This window comes from Streptomyces yerevanensis (assembly GCF_000716805.1).
Lineage (GTDB): Bacteria > Actinomycetota > Actinomycetes > Streptomycetales > Streptomycetaceae > Streptomyces > Streptomyces flaveus.
Map to the genome: position 1 here is coordinate 1 of NZ_JNWJ01000069.1, position 22,469 is coordinate 22,469.

Below are 22,469 nucleotides of genomic sequence, written 5' to 3' on the forward strand. Positions count from 1 at the left end.
CCACGACCCCTCCCGCCGGTGAGAAGCCGCGGGTTCGTTGTGGCTGGCGGTGGGTGGAGCCGCAGGCTTTTGCTTTTAGGGGCGCGGGGAACTGCGCGACCAGCCACGACGGGCCCGCAGCCGCGACACGCAGTGTCACCCCCCACCCCCCGGCGGGGGCCTGGGGCGCAGCCCCAGTTTCGGGAAGGGGCGGGGCTGGGGAAAGAAACCGCCCGCACGCCCACGCCCGTCCACCCGCAGCTGCCGACCGCCTCCACCCGCCACGGGCCCCCTGCTCAACCGGCGGAGCCAGTACGCTGGGGGTGTGGCAGTTGTCGATGTATCCGAAGAGCTCAAGTCCCTCTCCGCGACCATGGAGTCGATCGAGGCCGTCCTGGACCTCGACAAGCTGAGGGCAGACATCGCCGTGCTCGAGGAGCAGGCGGCAGCGCCGTCCCTGTGGGACGACCCCGAAGCGGCGCAGAAGATCACCAGCAAGCTGAGCCACCTCCAGGCGGAGGTACGCAAGGCGGAAGCCCTGCGCAGCCGGATCGACGATCTGAGCGTGCTCTTCGAGATGGCCGAGGAGGAGGACGACTCGGACACCCGCGCCGAGGCCGAGACGGAGCTCACCTCCGTCAGGAAGGCGCTGGACGAGATGGAGGTCCGGACGCTGCTGTCGGGGGAGTACGACTCCCGCGAGGCGCTCGTCAACATCCGCGCGGAAGCCGGCGGCGTCGACGCCGCGGACTTCGCCGAGAAGCTCCAGCGCATGTACCTGCGCTGGGCCGAACAGCAGGGCTACAAGACCGAGGTCTACGAAACGTCGTATGCGGAAGAGGCCGGCATCAAGTCGACCACTTTCGCCGTCCAGGTGCCGTACGCCTACGGGACGTTGTCCGTGGAGCAGGGCACGCACCGGCTCGTCAGGATCTCGCCGTTCGACAACCAGGGGCGCCGGCAGACCTCGTTCGCGGGCGTGGAGGTGCTGCCCGTCGTCGAGCAGACCGACCACATCGAGATCGACGAGTCCGAGCTGCGGGTGGATGTGTACCGGTCGTCCGGGCCCGGTGGCCAGGGTGTCAACACCACTGACTCCGCGGTGCGGTTGACTCACCTTCCCACCGGGATCGTCGTCTCCTGCCAGAACGAGCGGTCGCAGATCCAGAACAAGGCGACCGCCATGAACGTACTGCAGGCGAAGCTGCTGGAGCGGCGTCGGCAGGAGGAACAGGCCAAGATGAACGCCCTCAAGGGCGATGGCGGCAACTCCTGGGGCAACCAGATGCGTTCGTACGTCCTGCACCCGTACCAGATGGTCAAGGACCTGCGTACGGAGTACGAGGTGGGCAACCCGGAGTCCGTGTTCAATGGCGAGATCGATGGCTTCCTGGAGGCCGGAATTCGCTGGCGCAAGCAGCGGGAGAAGTAAGCGACTTTCGCGGACATCGCTTTGTCGACAGGGCAACTGCCATCCATGGGACGGCAGTTGCCCTTTGTGCAGCCCAATGTCCGGGATTTACGTCACACTCACATGTTGTTTCGGCCGTCATATGACCTTGATCTGGACATCACGGTCGCAACGGCCTTGACGATGTTTTGAAGAACAGGAAGGCTGACGCGCGGCATGCGTATCTCTGGGGCGCATGTGAACCGGGGGGCTTCGAAAGCATCCCTGATGTCGTCGCCCCAGGCGCTGCTCCATTCACGATGAGCTATCTGGGGGTAGCAAGCAGATGACCAAGAAGACGCGGATCCGTGTCGCGCGGGTGGCCGCTGGTGCGGTGATCGCCGCCGGCGCTTCGCTGACCGCCGCGGGTGCCGCCTCGGCTCTCGACGTCGGCGTAGAGGTGGGCGGTCTGAGCGTCGGCGCGAGCGCCGACGAGAGCGGTGTCGGTGTCGGCATCGATGTCGAGGAGCCGACGGAGGACCCGACCGAAGAGCCGACGGACCCGCCCACGGAGATCCCTGAGGAGCCGCCGGCGGAAGAGCCTCCCGCCGAGGAGCCGCCGGCCGAGGAGCCTCCCGCCGAGGAGCCGCCGGCGGAAGAGCCTCCCGCCGAGGACCCCCCGGCGGAGCAGCCTCCCGCCGATGACCCGACCGACCCGGGTGACGACGACAGCGTCGGCGGTGGCGGCAACGACACCGACCCCGACGGCGGTTCGCAGCCCGTCGAGCAGGAGGAGGGCAAGGAGGGCCTGACCGACACCGGCAGCGGTACGGGTACCGGCACCGGCACGGGCGTCTCGGACCCCTCCGCTCAGGGCACCGGCGGTGGCGGTGAGCTCGCCGAGACCGGCGCTGCCGAGACCACCTTCCTGCTGGTCGGTGCGGCCACGATGATCGCCGGCGGTATCGGCTTCCGTATGCTGCCGCGCCTCATGAACGGTCGCGGCGCCGCCGCCTGACGCATGTCAGGGGCTGACCTGCCGTAGGCGTACGTACGCGAGAAGGGCCCGGAGTCCAGGATCCTGGACTCCGGGCCCTTCTCGTCGTACACGTAATGCCCGTGCACCTGACGTCCGTGCACGTGATGCCTCGCCGCTTCTCCTACGCGGTCTGGTGCGCCAGCAGGGCCACGGCCGCGATCAGTACGGCCAGCAGCGCGATCAGCGCCATGGGATTCAGGCCCGCGAACGGGCTCTCCTGCTGCAGCCGCTCCCTGTTCGCACGGCAGACAGGGCAACGGCCTTCATTCACGGGCGCGGCACAGTTCGCGCACACCAACCGGTCGTACGTCATGCGCTCGCCCTCCTTGCACCGGTTCCACGTAGATAACGCTCTCAACGCTCTCAGGAACGAGAACGTTCCCCCACCACTGTGCCAGGTTCCCCGGATTTAGGCTCGCGTCCCCTTATCCTTCGCGGTCCTGGCGCATTCGAGCCCTTCCCATGTGTGACAAAACGTGCAACCCTCGCGCAACCCTGACCGGCGACTGCGCCCGCCCACCGGGTTCGCGTATGGTCACGCTCACCTACCCCCGCTGACTCGTGGTGCATCCGTGATCCGATTCGACAACGTCTCCAAGGTCTACCCAAAGCAGACCCGCCCCGCACTCAGGGATGTCTCCCTGGAGGTCGAACGTGGCGAGTTCGTGTTCCTGGTGGGCTCCTCCGGCTCCGGAAAGTCCACCTTCCTGCGGCTGATCCTCCGTGAGGAGCGCACCAGCCACGGCCAGGTCCACGTCCTGGGCAAGGACCTCGCGCGCCTGTCCAACTGGAAAGTGCCGCACATGCGCCGCCAGTTGGGGACGGTGTTCCAGGACTTCCGGCTGCTGCCGAACAAGACGGTCGGCGAGAACGTCGCGTTCGCGCAGGAGGTCATCGGCAAGTCCCGCGGCGAGATCCGTAAATCCGTGCCCCAGGTGCTCGATCTCGTCGGGCTCGGCGGCAAGGAGGACCGGATGCCGGGCGAACTCTCCGGTGGTGAGCAGCAGCGCGTCGCCATCGCGCGCGCCTTCGTCAACCGGCCGAAGCTGCTCATCGCCGACGAGCCGACCGGAAACCTCGACCCGCAGACCTCCGTCGGCATCATGAAGCTGCTCGACCGCATCAACCGGACGGGCACCACCGTCCTGATGGCGACCCACGACCAGAACATCGTGGACCAGATGCGCAAGCGCGTCATCGAGCTGGAGCAGGGCCGCCTCGTCCGCGACCAGGCACGCGGCGTCTACGGCTACCAGCACTGACCGCTGACCGCCCCCACCCGCAGCTGTCCATGGAAAGGCCTGAGTAGACGCCATGCGCGCCCAGTTCGTCCTGTCGGAGATCGGCGTCGGTCTCCGCCGCAATCTGACGATGACCTTCGCGGTCATCGTCTCCGTGGCCCTCTCCCTCGCCCTGTTCGGCGGTTCGCTCCTGATGAGCGATCAGGTCAACAACATGAAGGGCTACTGGTACGACAAGGTCAACGTCTCGATCTTCCTCTGCAACAAGAGCGACGCGGAGTCCGACCCCAACTGTGCCAAGGGAGCGGTCACCACCGAGCAGAAGAAGCAGATCGAGACCGACCTGGACAAGATGTCCGTCGTCGACACCGTCGCGCACGAGACCTCGGACCAGGCGTACAAGCACTACAAGGAGCAGTTCGGCGACTCCCCGCTGGCCAGCTCGCTCACCCCGGACCAGATGCAGGAGTCCTTCCGTATCAAGCTGAAGGACCCGGAGAAGTACCAGGTCATCGCCACCGCCTTCGACGGCCGTGACGGTGTGCAGTCCGTGCAGGACCAGAAAGGCATTCTGGACAACCTCTTCGAGCTGCTCAACGGCATGAACTGGGCGGCCCGCGCGGTGATGGCGATGATGCTCGTCGTCGCGCTGATGCTGATCGTCAACACGGTGCGCGTCTCGGCGTTCAGCCGCCGCCGGGAGACCGGCATCATGCGGCTCGTGGGCGCCTCCGGCTTCTACATCCAGGCGCCGTTCATCATGGAGGCCGCCGTCGCCGGACTCATCGGCGGGACGGTCGCGTGCGGGTTCCTGGTGATCGCCAGATACTTCATCATCGATCACGGACTCGCCCTGTCGGAGAAGCTGACTCTGATCAACTTCGTCGGCTGGGACGCGGTGCTGAAGTATCTGCCGCTCATCCTTGCCACAAGTCTGCTGATGCCCGCGCTGGCCGCGTTCTTCGCGTTGCGCAAGTACCTGAAGGTGTGACGCATACCAATGAGGGCCGTACTGCCAACGAGGCGTACGGCCCTTTGCCTTGTCCTAGACTCACCGGCATGTCAGGCCGAGACCTGTTCTGTCCGCCCCGCCGTATCCGCCGCGGGGCGGCCCTGACGTTGGTCTTCGCGAGCATCCTCGCCACAGGAGCCGCGACCGGCTCTTTCGACGCCCCCGACTGGAAATCCCCTTCCCAGGCCGCCGGCACCGAGTCCGTCGGCTCTGTCGGACAGAACAAGGCCGGCAACAGCAAGGCTGACAACGACAAGGATGTCGCCGATGCCGCCGCCGAGGCGATGGCCGACGGCGAGTCGCCCGTGGAGGCGGCCGAGCGCGCCGTGAGCCGCAGCGGCGACCGCTGGGGCGCGGTGTACTCCCCGGGGGAGTACGAGGAGTTCGAGGAGGCCCTCGACGGTGCGTACACCGGCGTCGGCCTGTGGGCCCGGCGCGAGCGCGACGGACGTATCGAAGTGGCCGGCGTGCGGGAGGGCTCGCCCGCGGACGCCGCCGGGATCCGAAAGGGCGACCGGCTGCGCAGCGTCGACGGCAAGCGCGTCGACGGCCGGCCGGTGACGGAGGTCGTCGCGTTACTCCGTGGCGACGCCACCGACGCCGCCGCCGGTACGGCCGTCTCCCTGGGCCTGGAGCGCGGCACGCGCGCGTGGACCGAAACGTTGCGCCGGGCGAGGCTGTCCACGGAGTCCGTGACGGTACGCGAGCTCGCCGCCGACGTCACCGTCATCAATGTCGCCGCCTTCACCAAGGGCTCCGGCGAACTCGTCCGGGACGCCGTGACCAGGGCCCCCTCCGGCGCCCGCATCGTCCTCGACCTGCGAGGCAACTCCGGCGGCCTGGTCGCCGAGGCCGTCACCGCCGCCTCCGCCTTCCTCGACGGCGGCCTCGTGGCGACGTACGACGTACGCGGCGAGCAGCGCGCCCTGCACGCCGAGCCGGGCGGCGACACCTCCAGACCCCTGGTCGCGCTCGTCGACGGCGGCACGATGAGCGCGGCCGAGCTCCTCACGGGAGCCCTGCAGGACCGTGGACGCGCGGTCGTCGTGGGCTCCAGGACCTTCGGCAAGGGCTCGGTCCAGATGCCGAGCCGACTCCCCGACGGCTCCGTCGCCGAGCTGACCGTCGGGCACTACCGCACTCCCTCCGGGCGCAGCGTCGACGGCAGCGGTATCACCCCCGACCTGGAGGTCGAGGAAGGCGTCCTGGAACGGGCCGAGACGGTATTGAGTGGCCTCGGGGCCCCCTCGTAGTGCGAAAATGGCCGCACTATGGCTAAGGAAAAAGGGCGCAAGATCATCGCGCAGAACAAGAAGGCGCGGCACGACTACCACATCCTCGACACCTACGAGGCCGGTCTGGTCCTCATGGGCACCGAGGTGAAGTCCCTGCGCCAGGGCCGGGCGTCGCTGGTCGACGGGTTCGTGTCCCTGGAGGGGCACGAGGCGTGGCTCTACAACGTGCACGTCCCCGAGTACACCCAGGGCACGTGGACCAACCACAGCGCCCGGCGCAAGCGCAAGCTTCTGATGCACCGCGAGGAGATCGACAAGCTGGAGCAGAAGTCCCAGGAGACGGGCCACACCATCGTGCCCCTCGCGCTCTACTTCAAGGACGGCCGCGCCAAGATCGAGATCGCGCTGGCGAAGGGCAAGAAGGAGTACGACAAGCGCCAGACCCTGCGCGAGAAGCAGGACCGCCGGGAGACGGAGCGCGCGGTGTCGGCGGTACGGCGGCGGCAGCGGGCGTAAGCGCTCGCGGCTCCCCGGACCCTCGGGAATAGGTTGGCACGGACGTGCGTTGGTCACGTACGATGGCAACTGCACCCCACAGCGGGTGCGCGCCCCTCTCCGGAGGGGGTTTGAAAAATCAACATGGGGATGATCGGTTTCGACAGCGGATGTCGAAGCAGGGGAAGCGAGCCGAGGAAGCGGCAATGATCTCGTTAACCATATGTCGCAACCAATAATCGCCAACACTAAGCGCGATTCCCAGTCCTTCGCCCTCGCTGCCTAATAAGCAGTGAGTGAAGGACCCTTAATGGGTGTCAGCCCGGGAGTGTTCCCGACCCGGATCCTGGCATAATCTAGGGAACTAAACCGTCGAGCCCGGTCACGGGGCTCGATGGGAAATCAAACAGTGACTGAGCCCGTCGGAGACTTGTTCGCGAGATCTCCGGGGCTGAGAAAATCACAGCGAACTGCGCTCGGAGAAGCCCTGGTTCTGCACCGTTGGACGCGGGTTCGATTCCCGCCATCTCCACAAGCGTCTGGGGGCATGCCCCTCAGACCGCCTCATCCCATGTGAGACGAAGGCCCGGTGGTCATGACGACCACCGGGCCTTCGTCGTGCCTCGGGCCCAGCGAGGCCTCTTCAGGGCCGCCGCCCCGTGCTCTCCCGCACCGTCAGCCGCGGCGGCAACAGCGTTGCCTCCGGCGCGGACGCGCCGCCCAGCTTCTTCATCAGGAGCTCGACCGCTCCTGTGCCCACCTCGGCGGACGGTATGGCGACCGAGGTGACGGGGACGCGGACGCGGGCGGCCAGCTCGTCCGGGCAGATCGCGGTGACGGAGAGGTCGCCGGGCACGCGCAGGCCGAGCTGCTCGAAGGCGTCGATGAGGGGTTCGACGATCGGCTCGTTGTGGACGACGACACCCGTCAACGCCGGGTGTTTGCGAAGGAGTTGCTCGGCGACCTGGCGGGCCGCCGCGGGCTCCGCCTCGCACGGGTGCACCGAGGAGGACAGCCCGTGCCGGTCCGCCGCCGCGGTGAAGCCCCGTACGACCCGCTGGGCGAAGCCCGTCTCCCTTACGTACACCTCGGGCGGCGAGCCCACGAGTGCGATCACCCGGTGGCCGAGGCCCGCCAGATGCTCGACGCACACCTCGCCCGCCGCCTGGAAGTCCAGGTCGATACAGGTGAGCCCGTCGGGCTCGGCCGGGAACCCGATCAGCACCGAGGGCCGGTCCAGAGCGCGCAGCAACGGCAGCCGCCGGTCGTGGAGCTGGACGTCCATCACGATCAGCGCGTCCACGAGCGCCGTGTCCGCGACCCGCCGCAGCCCGTCCTCGCCCTCCTCCTGGGTGAGAAGCAGCACGTCGTGATCGTGCCGGCGCGCCGTCGTCACCACGGACACCGCGAACTGCATCACCACCGGCACATGGATACCCGCCCGCAACGGCACCACCAGCGCGATCACATTGGACCGGCTGCTGGCCAGCGCCCGCGCGCCCGCGTGCGGCCGGTAGCCCAGCTCGCGGATGCTGTCCTCGATCCGCTGCCGGGTCTCCTCCGAGATCGGGCGCTTGCCGCTCAGCGCGTACGACACGGTGCTGGGGGAGACACCCGCGTGCCGCGCCACGTCGGTGATCTTCACCATGCTCCGTCCTGTTTCGGAGAGTCCGCTCCCAGCGAGTTCAGTTCCAGCGACAGGAATCCGGTCCCGGCCTTCGCCCGCACCGTCCGTCCGCCGGCGGTCAGTCCCCAGGGCGCCGAGGGATCGCTCGACGAGGCCCGCAGCGTGTCCCCTTCGCGTACGACCGTGAAGGTCATGCCGTCCACCGGCACCGTGACCTGTGCGCCGCGTTCCAGGCCATACGCGTGCAGGGTGACCCCGTCCGCGTACGGGTAGTCGGGCCGGTCCTCGACGGCCCCGACCGGAATCACCGCACCCGGCCTGACAAGGAGCGGAACGCTCGAGAACCCGTGCTTCTCGCGCACCCAGCGCGGCCCGGTCACCGTCTGCCCGCTGAGGAAGTGGGTCCAGGTGCCCTCGGGCACGTAGTACGACACCTCGCCCTCGTCGGAGAACACGGGCGCGACCAGCAGATCGGGCCCGAGCATGTACTGCCGCTCCAGATGCGCGCACCCGGGATCGTCAGGGAACTCCAGGACCATCGCCCGCATCATCGGCACCCCCTCCGCGTGGGCGGCGCGGGCAGCCTCGTACAGATACGGCATGAGGCGGAGCTTCAGCCTGGTGAACAGCCGCAGCACGTCGACGGCCTCCTCGTCGAACAGCCACGGCACGCGGTACGACGACGAGCCGTGCAGTCGGCTGTGCGAGGACAGCAGCCCGAAGGCGAGCCACCGTTTGAACAGGGCAGGCGTCGGTGTGCCCTCGAAGCCGCCGATGTCGTGGCTCCAGTAGCCGAAGCCGGACAGGCCGAGGGAGAGGCCGCCGCGCAGCGACTCGGCCATCGACTCGTACGTCGCCTCGCAGTCGCCGCCCCAGTGCACGGGGAACTTCTGGCTGCCGGCGGTCGCCGACCGTGCGAAGACGACGGCTTCGGACTCCCCGCGGTGCTTGCGCAGCACGTCGAAGACGGTGCGGTTGTAGAGGTACGTGTAGTAGTTGTGCATCCGCTCCGGGTCGCCGCCGTCCGCGTACGCCACGTCGACCGGGACCCGCTCGCCGAAGTCGGTCTTGAAGCAGTCGACGCCCTGCGCGAGCAGTGCCTCCAGCTTCGACGCGTACCAGTCGCGGGCGGCCGGGCTCGTGAAGTCGACCAGTGCCATGCCTGGTTGCCACAGGTCCCATTGCCAGACGCTGCCGTCCGGTTTCTTCAGCAGATGGCCGAGGGCCTTGCCCTCCGCGAAGAGCGGGGAGCGCTGCGCGATGTACGGGTTGATCCATACGGAGATGTGCAGTCCGCGTTCCTTGAGTCGCTTGAGCATGCCCTCCGGGTCGGGGAAGACCCGCGGATCCCACTGGAAGTCGCACCAGTTGAACTCGCGCATCCAGAAGCAGTCGAAGTGGAAGACGGAGAGGGGGAGCTCGCGCTCCCGCATGCCCTCGATGAAGGAGGTGACGGTGGCCTCGTCGTACGAGGTGGTGAAGGACGTCGACAGCCACAGACCGAACGACCAGGCGGGCGGCAGGGCCGGGCGGCCGGTGAGTGCCGTGTACTTGCGGAGGATGTCCTTGGGTGTCGGGCCGTAGATGACGTAGTACGTCAACTGCTGTGTCTCGGCGCTGAATTGAACCCGGGACACCGTCTCCGAGCCCACCTCGAACGACACCCGCCCCGGATGGTCGACGAAGACGCCGTAGCCCGCGTCCGTCAGATAGAACGGGACGTTCTTGTACGCCTGTTCCGTGGCTGTGCCGCCGTCGGCGTTCCACATGTCGACGACCTGGCCGTTCTTGACCAGCGGCCCGAAGCGCTCACCGAGGCCGAAGACGTTCGTGCCCACACCGAGGTTCAGCTGCTCCCGCAGATAGTGGCCGCCTCCGGCGTCCCGCATGATGCCCATGCCCTTGCGGCCGCTGCTGGTGAGGGTGCGGCCGTCGGCGAGGAAGTCGATGTGCCAGGGGCCGTCGCGGGAGACCTTGACGGAGAGGGCGCCCGCGGTGAGGGTCGCGTACTCGTCGTCGTACGAGGCGACCGCCGCGAACTCCTCCTTCGTGACCTCGAATTGGGGCCCGCGCGGCTCCTCGCCCTCGAAGTGGGTGAACGTCACGCCGATGACGTCGGGCATCGGCGCATGCGCGCTGATCGTCACGACCGGTCCCTTCAGCAGGTCGCCGCGGTGGCGGATGGGCTGGGTCGGCGCGTGGATCTCCAACGTGCCCTGCTCGGCGGCGACATCGAGGACCTCGACCGGATGGGCCGCGGTCACCCCCTCGCGCAGCAGCCAGTAGCCGTCGCTGAACTTCACGGGCACACCCCTTACTTGACCGCTCCCACGGCGATGCCGCGGGTGAGCGTCCGCTGGAAGACGAGGAAGAAGACGATGGCGGGCAGTACGCCGAGCAGGGCCGCAGCGTTCGTCATCGTGGCGTCCATCAGGCGCTGGCCCTGGAGCACACCGAGCGCGACCGACACGGTCTGGTTGTCGTTGGAGATCAACATGACCAGCGGCAGCAGGAACTCGTTCCAGGTCCAGATGAAGAAGAGGACCAGCAGTACGCCGATGGTCGGCCGGCTGACGGGGACGACGATCCGCCACAGGACCTGCCACTTGTTCGCCCCGTCGATCCGGGCGGCCTCGATGATCTCGCGCGGGAACTGTCCGAGAATCGACGACAGCAGATACGTACCGAAGGCCGCCTGGATCACCGTGAACACGATGATCACGCTCAGCCGGGTGTCGTAGATGCCGGCTTCCTTGCTCAGGTAGTAGATCGGGTAGACCAGCGCCTCCTGCGGCAGCATGTTCGCCAGCACGAAGAACGCCAGCACCCATGTGCGGCCCTTGATCCGGCCGATGCCGATCGCGTACGCGTTGAGGACGGACAGCACGGCGGCCCCTACGGCCACACTGCCGCTGATCAGGACCGAGTTGACGAGCTTCTGCCCGAAGTCGACGCGCTCCCAGAAGTCCTTCAGGCCGTCGAGATAGAGGCCTTCGGGAAGGCTGAGCGGGCCGTTCGCCGAGTACTCGGCCGGTGACTTCACCGCGTTGACCGTGACGATCACGAACGGCAGCACCATGAAGGCGGCGGCGATGACGAGGGCGACGAGGACGGGATAGCGGCGTATGGCTGTCGTCATCGGATGAGCCCTTCCTCGGCGTCCTCCGCGCGGGTCTGGAGCTTGAGGCCGACCAGGGCCAGCGCCAGGATGATCACGGTTAGTACGGTCGAGATCGCGGCGCCGTAGCCGACCTGCGTCTTCTCGAAGAACGTGGTGAAGGAGAAGTACGACGGCACATTGGTCTCCCCGCCAGGACCGCCCTTGGTGAGCACGTACACCGCGCCGAACACCTTGAGCGCGGCGATCGTGCACCAGAGGAGGACGACGTAGATCTCGGGGCGGATCTGCGGCAGCGTGATGTGCCAGAACCGCCGCCACCATCCCGCGCCGTCCAGTTCGGCAGCCTCGTACAACTGCGGGTCCACGCGCTGGAGTCCGGACATGAAGACGACCAGCGGGAAGCCGATCTGCACCCAGACCATGACGCCCATGACGCTGTAGAGCGCGAAGTCGGGGTCGCCGAGCCAGTCCTGCTGGAAGCTCTCGAGACCGACGGCCTTCAGGAGCTCGTTCAGCGAACCGTTCTCCGGCGCCAGGATCCAGCTCCACACGATGCCCGCGACCGCGATCGGCAGCACCTGCGGGAGATAGAAGCAGGCGCGCAGCACGGCGGCCGTCCTCGTCCCGAAGTGCTTGCCGACGAAGTCGAACAGGGCGGCGGCGAGGACGAGTCCGATGACCGTCGGTACGGCGGCCATGGCGACGACCATGAAGAGGCTGTGCCGGAACGAGGCCCAGAACTCGCTGTCGTCCATCAGCTCGCGGTAGTTGGCGAGCCCGGACCACTCCGGGGAGCCCACGCCCTGCCAGTCGGTGAAGCTCACCCCCGTGTTCATCAGGAACGGCACGACGACGACCGCGAGGAAGGCGAGCACTCCGGGGAGCAGGAACAGGGCGTACGAGTCACGAGGGCGGCGCGGGCGCCTGGTCCCGGAGTGCTTTTCGACGACCCGCCCGCCCCGTTCGACGGTCACCGTCATTGCTTCGGTACGTCCTTGTCGTAGGCCTCCTGAAGTGCCGTGAGGTACTCGTCCGGCGACGCGCTGCCCGTGATCAGCTTCTGCGTCTCGGAGACGAGGACGTCGTAGAAGCCGGGGACGGGCCAGTCGGGATAGAAGGCCAGACCGTCCTTCTGGGCCAGCGAGTCGAAGTTGCTGATCAGCGTCTTGGCCTTCGGGTCCGTGATGGCGGACGCGTCGGCGGCGACCGGTACGCCGCCCTTGTTGCCGAGCAGGTTCTGGATCTTCTCCGACATGGTGATGTCGATGAAGTCGTACGCCAGCTCCTTGTTCTTGGCGCCCTTGGGGACGACCCAGAGGTTGCCGCCGGAGCCGAGGGTCATCTCGGATCCCGGCCACAGGAAGGTGCCCCAGTCGAACTTGTTCTCCGCGGCGAAGCGGCCGTACCACCAACTGCCGGAGAACAGGATGGGATTCTTGCCGCCGATGAAGGCGGTGCCCGCGTCCTCGGCCTTCGCACTGGTGGAGTCCTTGCTGATGTAGCCCTTCTTCACCCAGTCCGCGAACGTCTCCGCGCCGTACGTCCAGGCGGCGTCGTGGAAGTCCGTCTTGCCCTTGTAGAGCTCGAACCTGTCGACCCAGGCGCGGTCCGCCTTGGTGAGCGCGAGCTGGTAGAGGTACTGGTGGGCTATGTACTCGGCGCCGGAGTTGGCGAGCGGGGTGACGCCCTCGTCGACGAACTTGTCCATGGCGGCGGTGAGTTCGTCGAGGGTGGTGGGTTCCGCGATGCCGTGCTTCTTGAAGAGGTCCTTGTTGTAGAACACCATCGCGTACTCGGCGTAGTTGGGAACCCCGTACCAGTTGCCGGAACCCATCACGCCCTCAGCGCTGTACTGGCTGGTGGTGCGCACGCCGGCACTGAGCTTCTTGTCCCAGCCGCGCTTGGTGGCCTCGCCGGTGAGATCGGTGAGGAGCCCCTGCTTGGAGAGGAGGCCGGTCGTCGCGTTGCCCTTGTTGTACTCCATGACATCGGGGGCGTCGTCCGAGTTGAGGACCATCGGGGCCGTCTTCTGGATCTGTTCGAAGCCCTTCTCCTCGAACTCCACCTTGACGCCCGGATGCGTCTTCTCGAACTCCTTGATGGCCTCGGCCCAGGCCACGCCCATCGCGCTGTTCGGTGCTTCGTAGTGCCACAGCTTCAGCGTCTTCCCATCGGAAGACCCACTGTCCGAGTCGCCGCAGGAGGCCAGCAGCAGGGCCCCGCTCAGAGCCGCCGCGGCCACTGCCACCACACGCCTTCGTGCCGTCAACATCCAGTGCCTCCAGGGGAGTCGGATGGGTATCGGAACATCACGCAGCGTTCATCGAATCGCTTCGACACATGATGTCGAAGCGATTCGACGAGGGAAGGTATGTGGGGGCTGCGGGCGCGTCAATGGGGTGGGCGTGGATTGGCGTGAAGTGAGGGTGGCGTTCGGTCGTCAGCCTCTTCCTCTTCCTCTTCCTCTTTCTCTTCAGTCTCTGCCGAGATCCACCCGCCAGTCGTTCGACATGATCCAGTGGCCCTTCGGGTACTCGAACTCGGCCTCACCCAGCAGCTCGAACCCGGCCCGACGGCACACCGCGTTCGACGCGGGATGGTCCACGCTCGGAAACGCATGCAGGTACTGATGCTCCCGGAGAGCCCGCGCCGCTTCGACGACCGCACGGGCAGCCTTCACCGCGAGCCCCCGGCCCTGGAACTCGGGCAACACGGCCCACCCCGTCTCCCACACCGCCCTGTCTTGCCATACCCGCTCCCAGAAGCCGATCGAGCCCACCGTCTCTCCGGTGTCCGCCAGCGTGGCCCGGTACATCTGCCCCCGATCGAGGCCGAGGTAGCGCTGGTGTCGCGAGGCGAGCTTCTCCTCGCTCTCCGGGCCGCTCAAGTGTGCCGTCATCTCAGGGCTGTTGGTCCTCTGGAGCAGCCAGAAGTCGCCTTCCGACCAGGGCTCAAGTCGCACCTGGCCCGCGTCCGTGATGTCCATGGCGGTCACCCTAGGACGGGGGTCTGACAATCCCGTCGCCTCGTCATGAGCGCGATCAGCAGAGCGACCGCAGCCGCCGCGACCGGGACCCCGTACCCAGCGGTGGCCGACACCCGCTCCACAACCCACCCACCGACCGCCGAACCACACGCGATCCCGCCCAGCAACCCCGTCACCGCCAGCGTCATCCCCTCGTTCAACCGGCCCTCGGGCGTGCGGTGCTGGACCAGCGTCATGGCCGTGACCATCGTCGGAGCCGTCGCCATTCCGGCCACCAGCAGCGCACCGGCGAGGACCACCAGCGACCCCGTGAGCGTGGCGGCCAGCAGAGGGCCCGACATGAGGACGGCCATCGCGGCGAGGCTCCACGGATAGCGCCGCTCGGCCGGTCCCGCCGGCTTCAGCGCCCCGTACAGCAGGCCGGCCGCGCCCGAACCGGCCGCCTGGAGCGCGAGGATCACACCCGCCGCCGACCTGTTCCCGTGTGCATCAGCGAACGCGATCGTGACCACCTCCATCGACCCGAAGACGGCGCCAGTGGCGAGGAACCCGATCAGCAGAGGGGGCATGCCAGGTGCGCGCAGCGGGGATTTCGCGGTCGTACGAGGACGACCCCGCACCGGTGGCTCCGTGGCCCGCTGGGCCGCGAAGACCAGTACGCCCGTCAGCATCAGCACCACCCCGACCAACGTGCCCGCCTCCGGGAAGAACATCCCGCACAGGAACGCCGCGAGCACCGGCCCGAGCATGAAGCACAGCTCGTCCGCGGCCTGTTCGAAGGAGTTCGCGGTGTGCAGGCCCGCCGGATCGCCCTTCAGCAGATGGGCCCAGCGAGCCCGCGACATGCCTCCGGTGTTGGGCGTCGTGGCCGTCGCGGCGTACGCGGCGAAGAGCGTCCAGTCGGGCGCCCCGTAACGCACGCAGAGCAGCAGCGCGAGCGAGCCCAGCGCCGCGAACGCCGTCGCGGGCACGGCGATCCGCGCCTGCCCGTAACGGTCGACAAGACGCGCCGTCCAGGGCGCGACGACAGCCGTCGCCGCCAGCCCGGTCGCCGTGACGGCGCCGGCGAGGGCGTACGAATCCCGCGTTCCCGCGATCATGATGACGGCGCTGATACTGAACATGCCCATGGGGAGACGGGCGATCAGGTTCCCGATCGTGAACGCACGGGTGCCGGGGATGGTGAAGAGACGGAGGTAGGGGTTGCGGGGCTGGGGCTCTGGTTCCGGCTGTGGCTGCGCGGGGGTGTCCGTACATATCTCGGGACGTGTCTCGGGTGGCTGTTGCGGCATGAATCAACCGTCGCCGCTGCCCTGACCAGCGGTCCAACACCTATTCCGTACCGATTGACGCACCTGAGTTGTAAGTTCGCCGGATGCCGTCCTCCCCTGGTCCCGGTGCGGTCGACCCCCGCCTCCTCCGCGCCTTCCTCACCGTCGCCGAGGAGCTCCACTTCACCCGCGCCGCCGCCCGGCTGTACGTCGCCCAGCAAGCCCTGAGCCGTGATGTCCGGCGCCTGGAACGGGAGTTGAAGGCGGACCTTTTCGTACGCAATACGCGGCGGGTCGCGCTCACCGCCGACGGTGAGCGGCTGCTCCCGTACGCGCGCCGCGTGCTGGAGGCACAGGACACGCTGCTCGCCGAGTTCGGGCGGGCCGCGGACGCCGAGCGCCCCCTGCTCATGGATGTGAACAGCCCGGGCCTGGTGGGCGAGCGCATCCTGCCGCGGGCGCGTGAGCTCGCCCCCGACTGCGAGCTGATGGCCCGCTTCGAGAGCGGCCTCACCGGCGCCGCGGCCGAACTGCTCGCCGGCCGGCTCGACGCGTCCTTCGGCCGGTTCGCGGGCCTGGACCCGGCGATCCGCGAACGCCTGGAGCAGCAGCCCGTACGGTACGAGCCGATGGCGATCGTGCTGCCCGAGGGTCATCGGCTCGCTGACCTGGACGTTGTCCCGCTGGACGCGCTGGCGGGTGAGTACGTGTACGCCGGTGCCGGCAACCCCCGTACGCCGGAGTGGACCGACCTGGCCCGGCAGCTCTTCGAGGGGCGAGGCATCGAAATCGCGCCGCCCGCGCCGCTCGCCGTGGGGGCCCAGGAGTTCCAGCGGGTCATGGCCAAGTGGCGGAACCCCGTCCTGGTGGTGGTGGATTTTCCGGCCATGCCCAAATCGATACAGAGGCCTCTCGTCGATCCCGTACCCCTGTCGCCTGTGTCACTCGTGTGGAAAAAAGGGCTGCTGCACCCGGCGATGGAGGCACTCCGTGCCGCCGCCGCGGAGCTGGCGGAGGCGGAGGGCTGGCTCCGGCGACCGGCCGACGGATGGATTCCGGCCACGGATGAGCGCATCATGGCGCAATGCACCTGACACGTGGCACGCACATAACCCCCATGTGCGCTACATTCATGGGCCGGGTGTATGTGGTAACAGGGGGGCGCCCGGATCGGGTGGGGACTCGGTCCGGACAAGTAGGTACGTAGTGCCCGGACTCGTACGCGCCCGATCAGTTCCGTAGGGGGACGTACGTGCGCGTGGAAAAGTGGCGGGAAAACGCCCAACTGGCTGGAGGTCATACCGACCGGCCGGACAGAGGCGGAGCCGATCCGTCGACCCGTGTAGATGCGGGGGATTCGTTTCATGGTGGTTCTGGCGATATATCCATGCCCAAACAGCGAGACAGCCGAGACGGCGACGACAACGACCGTCACATAGGCGACGAGCAGGACACAGAGCAGGACAGTGGCGACGGCCGGTCCTCTGGCGACAGCCGGGACATAGGCGAGACCCGGCAGTTCGCCCCGCCGCCCGTTCCGGAGTTCGAGCACGCTCATGACCCGGACGAGGTCACGGTCCAGCTCGACGTCGCCGGCGCGCACCTGGAGGACTGGCTGGTCCAGCAGGCCAAGAGACCCCGGGGTGCGCAGGGCGTCCAGGAGGGTACGGACGGCCCGGTCTTCGTCGACGAGACGGGCCGACGCAGCCGCAGATACCGCCGTATAGGCATGGCCGTCGGCATCACCTGCGCGGTGTACGCCGTCGTCATCGTCGCCACGCTGCTGTCGGGCAACTCCAGCGCGCCCTGGCTCCCGGTGCCGGGCAAGGAGAACGAAAAGCCGGCCAGCAGGGTCGACTCCCCGACGCTGCCGCCCGCGTCCCCGGAACCGTCCGAGACGGCGAACCCCGGCTCCGGGCTGAACCCGACGGTCGACCCCGGTACGCCCTCGGTACCGGGCGTCGACCCCTTGCCGAGCACATCGGCCAGCCCCTCGGAGTCGGACGAGCCCACCGAGCCCAAGCCCTCGGACCCCGTCACGGAGCCGGACCCGAGCGACGACCCGCCGGCCGAGCCCGACCCCACCGACGACCCCACCGTTGAGCCCACGACACCGGCTCCGGACCCGGACCCGGTGCCGAGCGAGGACCCCCCGGCCGATCCCCCGGCAGAGGGTGACCCCGTCGCCGGCGCGCCGCCGGCGGGCGACCTGAACCCCGTGGACCCGATCGGCGTGATCGACGTCGATCCGATCGGCGTGATCGACGTCGCCCCGATCGACGTCATCGAGCAGCCTCCCGCCCCGTCTTCCCCGGAGATCATCCTCTGATGGCATCCAGCTCCAGCCGTCGCGACAAGGCCTCCGGCGCAGTACGTCGTCGTCGCCTGCCCATGCGCTACCTGCTGCCCTCGCTCATCCTCGTCGCCCTGATGGCGATGCTGATGCTGCGCGGCTTCGTCCACAGCGAGATCCTCGCGGACTACCGCGTCAACACCCCCACGGCCAACGACCGGGTCCCCCAGGAGGTCCTGAAGGGCGGCCCGGTCATCGACACCCGTCGTGGTGGCACCGACAGCCGGGACGACGTACGGGACCGTCATATGGTCCTCACCTTCGACGACGGTCCGCACCCCGAGTGGACGCCCAAGATCCTCGACGTGCTGAAGAAGCACGACGCGCACGCGGTGTTCTTCATCACCGGCACCATGGCCTCGCGCTATCCGGACCTCGTCCAGCGCATGGTCGACGAAGGCCACGAAATCGGCCTGCACACCTTCAACCACCCCGATCTCTCCCTCCAGTCCAAGCGCCGCATCAACTGGGAGCTCTCCCAGAACCAGCTGGCGCTCGCGGGCGCGGCGGGCATCCGTTCCTCGCTCTTCCGGCCGCCGTACTCCTCCTTCGCCGCCGCCATGGACAACAAGTCCTGGCCGGTCACCGAGTACATCGGCAGCCAGGGCTACATCACCATCGTCAACAACACCGACAGCGAGGACTGGCGCAGGCCCGGCGTCGACGAGATCATCCGCAACGCCACGCCCAAGGGCGACAAGGGCGCGATCGTCCTGATGCACGACTCCGGTGGCGACCGCTCGCAGACCGTCACCGCGCTCGACAAGTTCCTGCCCCAGATGAAGGACAGGGGCTACCGGTTCGAGAACCTCACCAAGGCTCTCGGCGCACAGAGCGCCCACACCAAGGTCACCGGCCTCGAGCTGTGGAAGGGCAAGGCGTGGGTGTACGCGGTCCAGGCCTCGGAGAAGATCACCAGCGTCCTCGTCGTCGGCCTCGCGATCATCGGTGTCCTGGTCTTCGTCCGCTTCGGCCTGATGCTCCTGCTCTCCGTCGTCCACGCCCGCCGGGTACGCCGCAAGGACTTCCGCTGGGGCCCCAGCGGACCGGTCACCGAACCGGTGTCGGTGCTGGTTCCCGCGTACAACGAAGCCAAGTGCATCGAGAACACGGTGCGTTCGCTGATGGCCAGCGAGCATCCCATCGAGGTCATCGTCATCGACGACGGTTCGAGTGACGGCACGGCCCGCATCGTGGAGGGCCTGCGCCTGCCGAACGTACGCGTCGTGCGCCAGCTCAACGCGGGCAAGCCCGCCGCGCTCAACCGCGGTATCGCCAACGCCCGTTACGACCTCATCGTGATGATGGACGGCGACACGGTCTTCGAACCGGCGACGGTGGGCGAGCTCGTCCAGCCCTTCGCCGACCCGCGCGTGGGCGCGGTGGCCGGCAACGCGAAGGTCGGCAACAAGGACTCCCTCATCGGAGCCTGGCAGCACATCGAGTACGTGATGGGCTTCAACCTCGACCGCCGCATGTACGACATCCTGAACTGCATGCCGACCATCCCGGGCGCGGTCGGAGCCTTCCGGCGCTCCGCCCTGGAACGCGTCGGCGGCATGAGCGACGACACGCTCGCCGAGGACACGGACATCACGATGGCGATGCACCGTGACGGCTGGCGCGTCGTGTACGCGGAGAACGCCCGCGCCTGGACCGAAGCGCCGGAATCCGTCCAGCAGTTGTGGTCCCAGCGCTACCGCTGGTCGTACGGCACGATGCAGGCGATATGGAAGCACCGCCGCTCGATCATCGAGAAGGGCCCCTCGGGCCGCTTCGGCCGCGTGGGCATGCCGCTGGTCTCCCTGTTCATGGTGGTGGCCCCGCTGCTGGCCCCCCTGATCGACGTGTTCCTCCTGTACGGCCTCGTCTTCGGCCCCACCGGAAAGACGATCGGCGCCTGGCTGGGCGTCCTGGCCATCCAGGCGGTCTGCGCGGCGTACGCCTTCCGCCTCGACCGCGAACGCATGACCCATCTCATCTCGCTGCCGTTGCAGCAGCTCCTCTACCGCCAGCTCATGTACGTCGTCCTCCTCCAGTCCTGGATCACCGCCCTCACCGGCGGCCGGCTGCGCTGGCAGAAGCTGCGGCGCACGGGGGTAGTGGGGTCGGCGCCGGGTGGCTCGGCTCCTGGTGCGGTGCCCGGGCAGCGGGTCGCGAGTGGGAATGAGCGGAGGCCGGTGGGATGACCCAGGGGTATAGAGAAGGGGCGGACACAGGGGAGGGCACGGGGGCGGGTGCGTCGCCGTACGAGAACTCGTACTGGACGTCGTATGAGGAGACGTACGGGCAGCCGAACGGGGCGATACCCGGGCAGTCGTACGGGGAGATGCCCGGGCAGTCGTACGGGAATGGGTACGTCCCGCAGGCTCCCCAGGCCCAGGCCGCGCAGGCGGTTCCGCAGCAGAGGTGGGAGGAGACGCAGCCTCTGCGGGAGGTGCCGGAGGCGGCAGCGGCAGCGGTACTGGCCGCCGAGGCCCCGTCCGATACCAGGACCAAGGCATCGAGCAAACCGTCACCGACCCGCCCGGGCCGTGACCGCTATCTCGATCTTCTCCGCTCCATCGCCCTGGTCCGCGTGGTCGTCTACCACATCTTCGGCTGGGCCTGGCTGACGGTCCTCTTCCCGTCCATGGGCGTGATGTTCGCGCTGGCGGGCGCCCTGATGGCGCGCTCGCTGAGCCGCCCGGCATGGGGTGTGATCCGCGGCCGTGTCCGCCGACTGCTGCCGCCGCTCTGGGCGTTCAGCGCGGTGGTGCTCGCGATGATGTTCGTGGGCGGCTGGAACCCGTCCAAGGACGACGGCGGCCTGGGCTGGCTGGGCCTGGTCAACTACGTCATCCCGATCGGCGCCCCGCCCTACCCATGGCAGATCGGCTCCGAGTCGGGCGTGCTGGAACAGACTTGGGCGGTCCAGGCAGCGGGCCCGCTCTGGTACCTGCGCGCGTACCTCTGGTTCGTGATCGCCTCCCCGCTGCTGCTGTGGGCGTTCCGCCGAGTCCCGTGGGCAACACTGGTGGCCCCGCTGGCGCTGACGGCGGTGGTAGGCACGGGACTTGTGAAGATCCCCGGCGAAACGGGCAACGCGGTAACGGACTTCGCGGTCTACGGCAGCTGCTGGATCCTGGGCATGGCCCACCAGGAGGGTGTACTGAAGAAGATCCCGCGCTACGCGGTGGTCTCCGTCGCCGCCCTCCTGATGGCCTTCGGCCTGTGGTGGGCCTCCGGCCACCTGGGCCCCGACGGCTGGGACCTGAACGACATCCCTCTGGCCCAGGCCACCTGGTCCCTGGGCTTCGTCGCGATCCTGCTCCAGTACTCCCCGTCCTGGCAGGAACTCCCTGGCCGCCTGGCCCGCTGGGACAAACTGATCACCCTGTCGAACAACCGCGCCGTAACGATCTACCTCTGGCACAACCTGCTGATCATGGCGACGGTGCCTCTACTGGACCTCTTCTACGAACTCCCGTTCATGGACGACCGCTTGAGCAACGCCCTGACCACGACGTACACCCTCTGGATGTTCGTCCTGGTATGGCCGTTGATCGGTCTGATGATCGTGGGCGTGGGGTGGGTCGAGGACCTGGCGGCGAAGCGGGGGCCTCGGCTTTGGCCGGATGGGGGGAAGAAGGGCGGGAGTCGGGGGCGGTCGCGGTCTGGGTCTGGATCTGGGTCGCGAGGGCGGGCCCGGGCGCGGTAGGTGCCGCGGTATCCCTGCGTTCACGCAACGACCTTGCGGCCCCACCATGTGCGGACGCACGCCCGGACGGAGGTGTTCGGGGCGCGCATATCGCAGTATGCTCGCGTCATGGCGGATACGACACGGATCACGGTGACGCTGCCGACCGAGCAGGTCGCCGAACTGAAGAAGCTCACCGACAACGTCTCCGGCTATGTCGCCGAGGCGGTGGCGCGTCAGCTGCGGCACCAGCTGCTCGGTGCCGACTTGCTGCGCCACCAGGAGGAGCACGGGTCCTTCACCGAGGAGGAGCTGGCGGAGGCCCGCTCCAGGATCTTCGGAACGGCGGACGCCGACGGGTCGGCGAGCGCTGCGTGAACGAGCACGTCGAGACCGTCGTCCTGGACTCCCAAGGACTCTCCGCCTGGATCGCCCAGGACCGCAAGATCCTTGCGATGTTCCAGGTGCTCCATGCCATGGGTGCCGATTTCGTCATCGGAGCCAACACCATCGTGGAAGTCAGCCATGCGCGGGTGAACATGCCACGGCTGTGGTGGGCGCTGTCCCGCGTCAAGGTCGAGCCGGTGAGTGAGGGTGCGGCAAAGGTGTCCGCGGAACTGCTCAAGGCCACAGGCATGCACGGCCACAAGTACGCGATCGACGCGACGGTCGCCGAGGTGGCACTGCGCCAGCCGGGCCCGGTGGCCATACTGACGTCCGACGTGGATGACATGACCCGGCTGTGCGGTGACCGCGTCCGGCTCATCGGCATCTGAGCCGGACGCCTCGGCGACCTTCGCCGATCTCCTGGACCGCCACGGATGTCCATGAATAACAGCCCTTCCGCACCACCGGCTCGGTGAGGGCGGCGAGTCCGGCGCGCCGAGCAGGACGCGATCGTGCAGGAGACCAGGCCGTCTACCGCTGACCGGAACCCGAAGAGAACTCGCAGTGCCCAGGCTCTTCGTAACAGGTGTGCCTCCTGTGACTCAGACCACAAGGATGACGAGGAACGCGGATTCCGGTTTCTGCCGTCATCCA

The 22,469-nt window shown here is 68.0% G+C and carries 20 protein-coding genes and 1 other RNA gene; 13 read left to right on the forward strand and 8 right to left on the reverse strand.

What is annotated here, in order from left to right; all coding sequences use genetic code 11:
• Positions 1–304: 304 nt before the first annotated feature.
• Positions 305–1,411, forward strand: coding sequence for a peptide chain release factor 2 (gene prfB, locus OP79_RS41485; RefSeq protein WP_033328277.1), 1,107 nt, complete (start codon positions 305–307; stop codon positions 1,409–1,411).
• 304 nt (positions 1,412–1,715) lie between these two features.
• A complete protein-coding gene (locus OP79_RS55590; RefSeq protein ID WP_033328279.1) occupies positions 1,716–2,387 on the forward strand; it encodes a hypothetical protein in 672 nt (223 codons plus the stop codon).
• Positions 2,388–2,529: 142 nt separating this feature from the next.
• On the opposite strand, the gene OP79_RS41495 is transcribed toward OP79_RS55590, so the two are convergent.
• On the reverse strand, positions 2,530–2,721 hold the full coding sequence (locus tag OP79_RS41495; protein WP_033328281.1) for a hypothetical protein: 192 nt from the start codon (positions 2,719–2,721) through the stop codon (positions 2,530–2,532).
• Between the two features lie 259 nt (positions 2,722–2,980).
• Here OP79_RS41495 and ftsE point away from each other — a divergent pair, with 259 nt between their 5' ends.
• The 5 genes from ftsE (at position 2,981) to ssrA (ending at position 6,926) form a co-directional block, all read left to right on the forward strand.
• Positions 2,981–3,670, forward strand: a complete 690-nt coding sequence (gene ftsE / locus OP79_RS41500) for a cell division ATP-binding protein FtsE (protein ID WP_033328283.1) — start codon at positions 2,981–2,983, stop codon at positions 3,668–3,670.
• Between the two features lie 52 nt (positions 3,671–3,722).
• Positions 3,723–4,640 (forward strand): permease-like cell division protein FtsX, encoded by a 918-nt coding sequence (gene ftsX, locus OP79_RS41505; protein ID WP_033328285.1) that lies wholly within the window; start codon positions 3,723–3,725, stop codon positions 4,638–4,640.
• 68 nt (positions 4,641–4,708) lie between these two features.
• Positions 4,709–5,914: a S41 family peptidase gene (locus OP79_RS41510; protein WP_033328287.1), complete on the forward strand. Its 1,206-nt coding sequence runs from the start codon at positions 4,709–4,711 to the stop codon at positions 5,912–5,914.
• 18 nt (positions 5,915–5,932) lie between these two features.
• Positions 5,933–6,412 (forward strand): SsrA-binding protein SmpB, encoded by a 480-nt coding sequence (smpB, locus tag OP79_RS41515; RefSeq protein ID WP_033328289.1) that lies wholly within the window; start codon positions 5,933–5,935, stop codon positions 6,410–6,412.
• 125 nt (positions 6,413–6,537) lie between these two features.
• Positions 6,538–6,926: a transfer-messenger RNA gene (gene ssrA / locus OP79_RS51140) on the forward strand.
• A gap of 108 nt (positions 6,927–7,034) precedes the next feature.
• Here ssrA and OP79_RS41520 read toward each other — a convergent pair.
• The 7 genes from OP79_RS41520 to OP79_RS41550 all read right to left on the reverse strand — a co-directional run bounded on the left by OP79_RS41520 (position 7,035) and on the right by OP79_RS41550 (position 15,417).
• Complete coding sequence (locus OP79_RS41520) at positions 7,035–8,039, reverse strand: LacI family DNA-binding transcriptional regulator (protein ID WP_033328291.1); 1,005 nt, start codon at positions 8,037–8,039, stop codon at positions 7,035–7,037.
• Entirely contained in the window at positions 8,033–10,321 is a 2,289-nt protein-coding gene (yicI, locus tag OP79_RS41525; protein ID WP_033328317.1) for an alpha-xylosidase, read from the reverse strand. The genes OP79_RS41520 and yicI overlap by 7 nt, the downstream gene beginning before the upstream one ends.
• Before the next feature lie 11 nt (positions 10,322–10,332).
• Positions 10,333–11,157 (reverse strand): carbohydrate ABC transporter permease, encoded by an 825-nt coding sequence (locus OP79_RS41530; protein WP_033328294.1) that lies wholly within the window; start codon positions 11,155–11,157, stop codon positions 10,333–10,335.
• Positions 11,154–12,119, reverse strand: a complete 966-nt coding sequence (locus OP79_RS41535) for a carbohydrate ABC transporter permease (RefSeq protein WP_033328296.1) — start codon at positions 12,117–12,119, stop codon at positions 11,154–11,156. Before OP79_RS41535 ends, OP79_RS41530 begins: the two co-directional genes overlap by 4 nt.
• A complete protein-coding gene (locus OP79_RS41540; protein ID WP_033328298.1) occupies positions 12,116–13,411 on the reverse strand; it encodes an ABC transporter substrate-binding protein in 1,296 nt (431 codons plus the stop codon). The genes OP79_RS41535 and OP79_RS41540 overlap by 4 nt, the downstream gene beginning before the upstream one ends.
• A gap of 201 nt (positions 13,412–13,612) precedes the next feature.
• Entirely contained in the window at positions 13,613–14,125 is a 513-nt protein-coding gene (locus OP79_RS41545) for a GNAT family N-acetyltransferase (protein ID WP_033328318.1), read from the reverse strand.
• Positions 14,126–14,130: 5 nt separating this feature from the next.
• Positions 14,131–15,417, reverse strand: coding sequence for an MFS transporter (locus OP79_RS41550; protein ID WP_245685631.1), 1,287 nt, complete (start codon positions 15,415–15,417; stop codon positions 14,131–14,133).
• Between the two features lie 83 nt (positions 15,418–15,500).
• Between OP79_RS41550 and OP79_RS41555 the strand changes: the two genes are divergently transcribed.
• The 6 genes from OP79_RS41555 to OP79_RS41580 all read left to right on the forward strand — a co-directional run bounded on the left by OP79_RS41555 (position 15,501) and on the right by OP79_RS41580 (position 22,204).
• Positions 15,501–16,490 carry a LysR family transcriptional regulator gene (locus tag OP79_RS41555; RefSeq protein ID WP_033328301.1) on the forward strand — a complete coding sequence of 330 codons (990 nt, stop codon included), beginning with the start codon at positions 15,501–15,503 and terminating at the stop codon, positions 16,488–16,490.
• A 293-nt stretch (positions 16,491–16,783) separates the two neighbouring features.
• Complete coding sequence (locus OP79_RS56570) at positions 16,784–17,725, forward strand: hypothetical protein (protein WP_051745427.1); 942 nt, start codon at positions 16,784–16,786, stop codon at positions 17,723–17,725.
• Positions 17,725–19,938, forward strand: a complete 2,214-nt coding sequence (locus OP79_RS41565; protein WP_033328302.1) for a bifunctional polysaccharide deacetylase/glycosyltransferase family 2 protein — start codon at positions 17,725–17,727, stop codon at positions 19,936–19,938. Before OP79_RS56570 ends, OP79_RS41565 begins: the two co-directional genes overlap by 1 nt.
• Positions 19,939–20,078: 140 nt before the next feature.
• Positions 20,079–21,449, forward strand: a complete 1,371-nt coding sequence (locus OP79_RS41570; protein WP_033328320.1) for an acyltransferase family protein — start codon at positions 20,079–20,081, stop codon at positions 21,447–21,449.
• Between the two features lie 108 nt (positions 21,450–21,557).
• On the forward strand, positions 21,558–21,806 hold the full coding sequence (locus tag OP79_RS41575; RefSeq protein WP_033328303.1) for a hypothetical protein: 249 nt from the start codon (positions 21,558–21,560) through the stop codon (positions 21,804–21,806).
• Positions 21,803–22,204: a hypothetical protein gene (locus OP79_RS41580; protein WP_033328304.1), complete on the forward strand. Its 402-nt coding sequence runs from the start codon at positions 21,803–21,805 to the stop codon at positions 22,202–22,204. The genes OP79_RS41575 and OP79_RS41580 overlap by 4 nt, the downstream gene beginning before the upstream one ends.
• Positions 22,205–22,469: the final 265 nt, after the last annotated feature.

Coding starts and splice junctions, on each gene's coding strand:
- OP79_RS55590 (WP_033328279.1), top strand. CDS start 1,716: ATGACCAAGAAGACGCGGATCCGTGTCGCGCGGGTGGCCGCTGGTGCG.
- OP79_RS41495 (WP_033328281.1), bottom strand. CDS start 2,721: ATGACGTACGACCGGTTGGTGTGCGCGAACTGTGCCGCGCCCGTGAAT.
- ftsX (WP_033328285.1), top strand. CDS start 3,723: ATGCGCGCCCAGTTCGTCCTGTCGGAGATCGGCGTCGGTCTCCGCCGC.
- OP79_RS41510 (WP_033328287.1), top strand. CDS start 4,709: ATGTCAGGCCGAGACCTGTTCTGTCCGCCCCGCCGTATCCGCCGCGGG.
- smpB (WP_033328289.1), top strand. CDS start 5,933: ATGGCTAAGGAAAAAGGGCGCAAGATCATCGCGCAGAACAAGAAGGCG.
- OP79_RS41520 (WP_033328291.1), bottom strand. CDS start 8,039: ATGGTGAAGATCACCGACGTGGCGCGGCACGCGGGTGTCTCCCCCAGC.
- OP79_RS41530 (WP_033328294.1), bottom strand. CDS start 11,157: ATGACGACAGCCATACGCCGCTATCCCGTCCTCGTCGCCCTCGTCATC.
- OP79_RS41535 (WP_033328296.1), bottom strand. CDS start 12,119: ATGACGGTGACCGTCGAACGGGGCGGGCGGGTCGTCGAAAAGCACTCC.
- OP79_RS41540 (WP_033328298.1), bottom strand. CDS start 13,411: ATGTTGACGGCACGAAGGCGTGTGGTGGCAGTGGCCGCGGCGGCTCTG.
- OP79_RS41545 (WP_033328318.1), bottom strand. CDS start 14,125: ATGGACATCACGGACGCGGGCCAGGTGCGACTTGAGCCCTGGTCGGAA.
- OP79_RS41550 (WP_245685631.1), bottom strand. CDS start 15,417: ATGCCGCAACAGCCACCCGAGACACGTCCCGAGATATGTACGGACACC.
- OP79_RS41555 (WP_033328301.1), top strand. CDS start 15,501: ATGCCGTCCTCCCCTGGTCCCGGTGCGGTCGACCCCCGCCTCCTCCGC.
- OP79_RS56570 (WP_051745427.1), top strand. CDS start 16,784: ATGCCCAAACAGCGAGACAGCCGAGACGGCGACGACAACGACCGTCAC.
- OP79_RS41565 (WP_033328302.1), top strand. CDS start 17,725: ATGGCATCCAGCTCCAGCCGTCGCGACAAGGCCTCCGGCGCAGTACGT.
- OP79_RS41570 (WP_033328320.1), top strand. CDS start 20,079: ATGCCCGGGCAGTCGTACGGGAATGGGTACGTCCCGCAGGCTCCCCAG.
- OP79_RS41575 (WP_033328303.1), top strand. CDS start 21,558: ATGGCGGATACGACACGGATCACGGTGACGCTGCCGACCGAGCAGGTC.